1 protein-coding gene is annotated in these 7,105 nt (G+C 36.9%); it reads right to left on the reverse strand.

Going from position 1 to position 7,105, the window contains the following annotated elements; translation table 11 throughout:
- On the reverse strand, positions 1–7,105 hold a 7,105-nt coding region (locus ACQKKK_RS26100; protein WP_427619999.1), incomplete at both ends, for an amino acid adenylation domain-containing protein.

Consider the following 7,105-nt stretch of genomic DNA (forward strand, 5'->3'; position numbering starts at 1 on the left):
CCTGTCCTAATTTGACTGCAATCGCATCGGGAGTTTTCTGGCATTGCTGGTCTATTAATCTTTGCAGTAAATCTCCTTCATAATCTCCTTGTGTATGATTGTAATCAAGCAGTAGTTTAGAATGTGTCAAAGGTAGCGGCATAGCTGAAAGATTATTGTCTATAACTTGCTGTAATCGAAGTTGATACGTTTCAAACATGGCACGGATCATATCTTCATCAAACAAATCTTTCACATAATCCCAAGTCATAATTAATTGTCCGTCGCTTTCCGCAACTTGGAAGTCCAAAAATACTTCAGGGGTCTGATTTATTCCGTATTTCAATTCTCCCCTACTACCTATATTGGCATTGAAAAAATCCACTTCGTCACGAAGCATACTTGTAAATATAATTGGCATTATAGCTTGATCTTCTTGACCACGGTTTTCAGCCAGATCACGCAGGAAATCAACCCCACTGTAAAATCTGTGGTCTAACGCTTCAAATAACCGATTCTGAATCTCAGTAGTTCTTTCCCAAAATTGTCTGTGAGATGATAAATCGATATCTAACAACAATTTTGATACAAAATCCCCCATCAGAGACATTCCATCTTGATGAAAAGGCTGATTACTAAACAGATTTAAGCTAAGTGCCATATTTGATTGATTGCTCCATTTAAATAGAACTTCCGCATATATTGTGCACAATAACGCAGATGGCGCAATTCTGTTATCCAAAGCTTTGTTTCTTACAATTGCCCAGTCTTCCGCAGAAATTCTCGTTTCTAAACGTTTCACTGTTGCGTTGTTTACAGCATTCCCATTAGAAATAAGCGGTAACTGTGGTGCATGTGGGAAATTGTCTACTTTCTTCTTCCAATAAGCTTGATCTCTTTGATGCAATGCTTGCATCAAATCTGAAACTTGCTGTGCCAAATGATTGGCACGATTATCAAGCTCTGCTTGGGTCGAATCTTTCTCCTCTTTCTTAACATCCTCTTTCTTAACATCCTCTTTCTTAAGTAGCTTTTGCAAACGATCTTCTGGATGCTTTACAACTTCTGAAAGCAATGAAACATAATCATCCACCATTTGCTTTATCGTTTCCTGTTTAAATAAATCTGTAGAATACTCTAAATTGACCACATAACCCTCTGATGTGTGTATTACCATTAAATTCAGATCAAACTTAGCTACTTTTCCTTCCATTGGTACCCATGTTCCACTCATAATGCTCTTTGAACCAGACATAATTTCACTCTCTGGCATCATAAACATTACGTCAAATAATGGATTTCTTGATAAATCTCTTTTTACATCTACTGCCTCAACCAAGTCTTCATATTGAAAGTCCTGATTATCGTACGCACGAAGACATTTTTCTTTTACTCCAAGCAATACTTGTTCAAAACTCTGCTCTTGTTTCACATTTCCTTTGATTGCCAAGGAGTTTACAAACATCCCCAGCATTTCTTGTGTATCAACGTGGGTTCTGCCTGATACAGGAGTTCCAACTACAATTTCTTCCTGTTGACTGTATTTGCTCAATAGAAGCATAAAGGTTGATAACATAATCATGAATTCTGTAGCACCATGCTTCTTCGCTAATTCTTTTATTTCCATAAAAGCTGGTTCTTCAATCTTAGTTTTTACGTCGGCACCATTGAAGCTCTTTTTCTTAGGACGTTGGAAATCTGTATTCAAATTTAGTATTGAAATTTCGCCTAAAAACTCGTTCTTCCAATATGCCGCCTGCTTCGTAATATCCTGAGTCATTTGCCAAGCAGAGAAATCTTTATAATGAACCCTTGGCATTGGTAGAGTATGTCCTTCATATAACTCGCTTATCCAGTTCATCAAAATAGGCAGACTTTCTCCATCAGAAACAATATGATGAATATCCAGCATCAAGTATGAAGCTTGTGGCGTCTGTAATAACTTAACCCGCATCAAAGGTGCTTTCGATAAATCAAATGGGCAAACAAAACTATCATATTCAGCTTGAATATCTAGTGTATCTGCTTCTTTGTATTCTAATACTACTCTCGTATCTGGTTGAATTACTTGAACTGGCTCTCCATTAATAAGATGGAAGCTCGTTCTCAATACTTCTTCTCTCTCTAAGAGTTTATCTAATGCTCCCTGTAGCTGCTCTTTATCCAGAGTGTTTTCATATTTTATGACATTCGAAATGTTATAGGAAATACTAGGACCTACTATCTCATTGAGAAGATAAAGTCGCTTTTGAACAGAACTCATAGGATAGAACTCTGCTTTAGCTATTTTCGGTATTTCCGAAAAACTATCATATTGCAAACTTTTAATGCTTTCTACAATGCGTTTTGGTGTAGATAAAGCAAATATTTCACTAAGCTGCAGTTTTACTCCAATTGTCTTTTCTAATTCGTTACACAATAATGTAGCTTTGAGTGAATGACCACCCAAGTCAAAAAAGCTATCATTGACACTAATTTCTGTTATTCCAAGGATTTTCTCAAATGCTTCAACTACTAACTTCTCTTCTCTATTTGTTGGTGCTACATATTCCTTAGGCTTGTATTCTGGTTCTGGTAGTGCCGCTTTGTCCAGCTTTCCATTATGACTTAACGGAATTTGGTCAATACGAATAATATATAAAGGAACCATATAGTCTGGTAACTTCTTGCGTAACTCACTCTTGATTGTATCTTCGTCTAATTTTTCTACTTCTGTATGAACGACTACATAAGCACACAGATATTTTTCTCCTTGCTTGTCTTGTCGTACTACAACGGCTGCTCCACTAACTCCTTCGAGTTCCATCAAAGTACTTTCAATTTCTCCTGGTTCGATTCTGGAACCTCTTATTTTAACCTGATCATCTATACGACCAAGGTACTCGATAGTTCCATCCGGCATCCACCGTGCCAAATCACCTGTTTTATACATCCTTCCTGAACCAAAGGGATTTTTAATAAATTTCTGTGCTGTCAATTCTTCACGATTTAAGTATCCACGCGACACACTTTCTCCTGCAATACATAATTCCCCTGGTACGCCTATTCCAGCTATTATTTCATTAGATAATATATAAATTTGTGTATTACTAATAGGCTTACCAATCAATACTTTATCTACATTTAAGTCTGCTGGACAATGATATCCACTAGAATTAACTGTAGTTTCTGCTGGACCATAGAGATTCAGTAGTTCTGCTCTTACTTGTCCTTTTTCCCTTAATTGATTGTAATGTCTCACACTTTCTGCATTCAGTTTCTCACCAATATTAATGATATAACGCAGAGTATTTATTTTCTCTTTGCTCATATCTAATTCTTCTAAGAACATATTGAACATTGAAGGAACGAACTGGATTGCATTGACATTATAATCCTGAATTGTCTTGATTATTTTATCACTTTGACTTTCTTCTCCTTGTTGCAAAATAACAAGTTTACCACCCTCTAACATCCACCAAAATACTTCCCAGGCAAAAACATCAAATGCACAAGTGGTCTTCATTAAAAGAGATTCTCCCTCGTGTAATGGATATTCTCTTTGTGTCCACATCTGCTGATTGACTAAATGCTGATGCTCTACCATAACCCCTTTTGGTTTTCCTGTTGTACCAGATGTATAAACCAGATAAATAAGATCATGAGGAGTATTCACATGTTCTAGATTCTCTGCACCTTCTTCATAATTGCTTTCACTATATAAGTTAACAACCTTTTCAGGAGAAATATTATACTTTCCATGACCAATTAAAACCGCTTTTGGCTGGCTATCTTCCAATATATACTCGATGCGTTCTTCTGGATAAAATGGGTCAATTGGTACATATGCTGCACCCGACTTCAGGATGGCATATAATCCGACCACCATCTCTAAACTTCTTTCTGCTATAATGGCAACAAAATCATCAGGCTGGACATAGTATTCTCGTCGTAACCTTAATGCAAGTTTATTGGCACGAGCATTTAGTTCAGCGTAAGTCAATTTCTCATCCCCGAATACAACTGCTGTATTATGGGGTGTTCTTGCTACTTGCTCTTCAAATAATTGTACAATTGTCTTGTTTCTTGGAAAGTCACTATCCGTTGCGTTAAACTGTACTAATTCAATCTTTTCTTCTGCTTCATTTGTCATGTCTAATTCGTTTAATTTCGTCTGTGGTGCTGCAATTGCTTGTTCCATAAGTCTTTGCAAATGAGACCCAATAATATTTATTTCTTCCTTATTATATAGCTTAGTACTGAATAGAATTCTAAAATGGATACGATCACTCTTAAATGCTGTCATTCCCAAGTCATACCCGATTTGTTCGCGGTAATATTCAGATTCCACATTTAATTTGCCATCAATATTTATACTTGTTCCTTGATAGCCTTCAAAGAAGAATAAGGTTCCAATTAGATTCCTTCCTAATAAAGTACGATTCTGTATTTCTGCTAAGGGAAGAAAATCGTGTTCATTTGCAGCAATTGCCTGGCTCTGTAATGATTTCAACAAATCGGCAAATGTGTCTTCGTTTGTTGTCGATATACGTACTGGTATTGTATTGATAAATAAACCAACGATTTCTTCAATACCTTCAATCTCTGCATTTCTACCAGATACAACTTTTCCAAAAACGACATCATTTGTTGAGTTGTATTTTTCCAATAAAACTCCCCAACAAGCTTCTACTAGCGTGTTCAATGTGACATCATACTGGGCACATATCGCTTCTGCTTGTTCGGTTACCTCCAAGCTTAACTTAAACTCTTGGCTCTGACTCTCTTCTTCTGTTTCTTCTGGACGACCCATAGGTAGAATTTCAGCCCTTGTCTCATATCCTTGAAGAAGGTCTTCCCAATATTTAAGGCTCGGCTCTTTATCTTTTTCATTTATATAATCTACAAATTTTTCATAGCTACCCATTTTATTAGAAGCAGTCTTATTAGGTATTTTTAATTGTTCTTCGTCTGTTGCCATATACGCATTAAACAAATCTTTACGCAAAATGGGTAAACACCAACCATCTAGAATAATATGATGGTTCGTCATGATCAATCGATATCCACTATTGTTTATTTTTATCAGATTCATACGAACTAGTGTATCTTCTTCTAAATCAAATCCACGTTTTACATCTTGTTCCTTTAAATCAAGATAATCGGATTCATTATCTACTTCCATATAATTAAATTCCGGCATTCTTTCTTTCAATAAAACCTGTCTTGGCACACTTACTCCCCGATAACAGATCTTTGTACGTAAAATATCATGCTGTGTTGCTAGATATTCAAAAGCTTTGTGCATCTTCTCTACATCTACTTCTGCCAATCGCAACGTCTGCTGAACAACATACTTCGTAGATGATTCATCCAAAAGCTTCTCATAGAGCATTCCCTCTTGCACAGGAGCCAATGGATAGATACGTTGAATTTCTTCGCCGCGGATTTTGACAGCTTCCTGTACATAACAAAATTCACTATCTTGCCATACGCTCTCACCAAAATCACTTGCCGTTGACTCACTCTTCTGTGCATGGGAGCAATGTTCTGCGACTGCTATCAGTTCTTCTTCATATGCTTTTCCTATTTGCTCAATTCTCTCAGCCAAATAACGACTGCTGTTGCAGGTTACTGCCATAGATAAACTACCTTTTTGCACATGACCTATGACGTTAATGGAAGGTCCAAATTGATTACGAGGATCCGTATCCTGTCCATAACCTAGTTGTGAAAACTCAAAATATGGATCGCCAGATTCTTTCTTTGTTCCTAGTTCTCCAAGATAATTAAATGATATATCTGGTGCCACTTCCACATCCATTTCTTCTGAATTAACCATGTCTGCATTCTTTATGAGGCCATAATCAATTCCATGTGCTGGCACACGTCGTAGTATCTCTTTCGTATTTCGAATATCCTGAGCAATATTAGTGCCTAACTCTTCTAAAACTACGGGATATATACTAGTGAACCATCCTATTGTCCTACCTAGGTCAAAAGAGCCTACTGTTTCTTCACGACCATGTCCTTCCATCTGTATAGCAAGCGTTCTCTGACCTGTTACTTTGTTTACCGCACGTCCTAGTGCTGTTACAAGTAAGTCATTAATCTCTGTATTATAAGCATGTGCACTTTCTTTTAATAACTTTTCTGTGATAGTGGCATTGAGACATGCCACGGCTGTCTTCGGCTCGAATCTATCATCAGTGCTATCTTCTTTTAACTTACCATCAACCAATTTATTTTCTATTTCTGACCAGTAAGCTATCCTTCTCTTTAACTTTTCACTCTGGCTGTAATGAGCTAATCCTTCGCTCCATACTTTAAAGGAAACTGTTTTAGCTGGTAATGTTATCTCTTTCTGATTCAAAGCTTGAGAGTAGCCCTTCTCCAAATCCTCACTTAAAATTCGCCAGGAAATCACATCCATTATCATATGATGAGCTAGTAGCATCATATAATCCTGCTCCGACGTACTAAATAAAACAGCCTGCAATAATGGTCCTTCCGCCAAATCCATCTTTACTTTCGTTGTCTTAATTTTTTCCTGAATCTCTTCAGATTCACATGTTATTGTTGTAAAGCCGTACCATTTCTTATCTTCTACTTTCCCTATTACCTGTTTCTTATCTTTGTACGTAGCTCTCAACATATCATGATGCTGCACTAACGCAGATAAAACTTTTTGTAGTGCCTGGGCATTTAGTTTTTCACGAACCTTAAACACTTGGCATACATTAAAATGTTCAGGATCCATCATATTTTGTGCGAAGAAGTAGTTTTGAATTGGTGTCAGTGAAATTTCACCACTTATTTCTCCTTGCTCCGCAGGTATAATTTCTTTTTTTGTGGATAAATTCATGGCTATCAGCTTTGGTGTTCTCTCCATCAAAAGATTTCGCATGGAGCTATCGTATCCAGCTTCTCTTATCTTGTTTAGAATATGGATAGCCTTAATGGAATCTCCACCCAAATCAAAGAAATTGTCGTTTACACTTACTCTTTCCATACCAAGTACATATTCAAATGCCTCTACTACCAATTTCTCCGTCTGGGTCTTTGGTGCCTCATAACCCCTTATCATCTTACTTTCTTCAATATGCTTTTCCGGGTTCGGCAATAATTTACGATCTACTTTACCATT

Source organism: Peribacillus sp. NPDC006672, assembly GCF_050274955.1.
Classification (GTDB): domain Bacteria; phylum Bacillota; class Bacilli; order Bacillales; family DSM-1321; genus Peribacillus.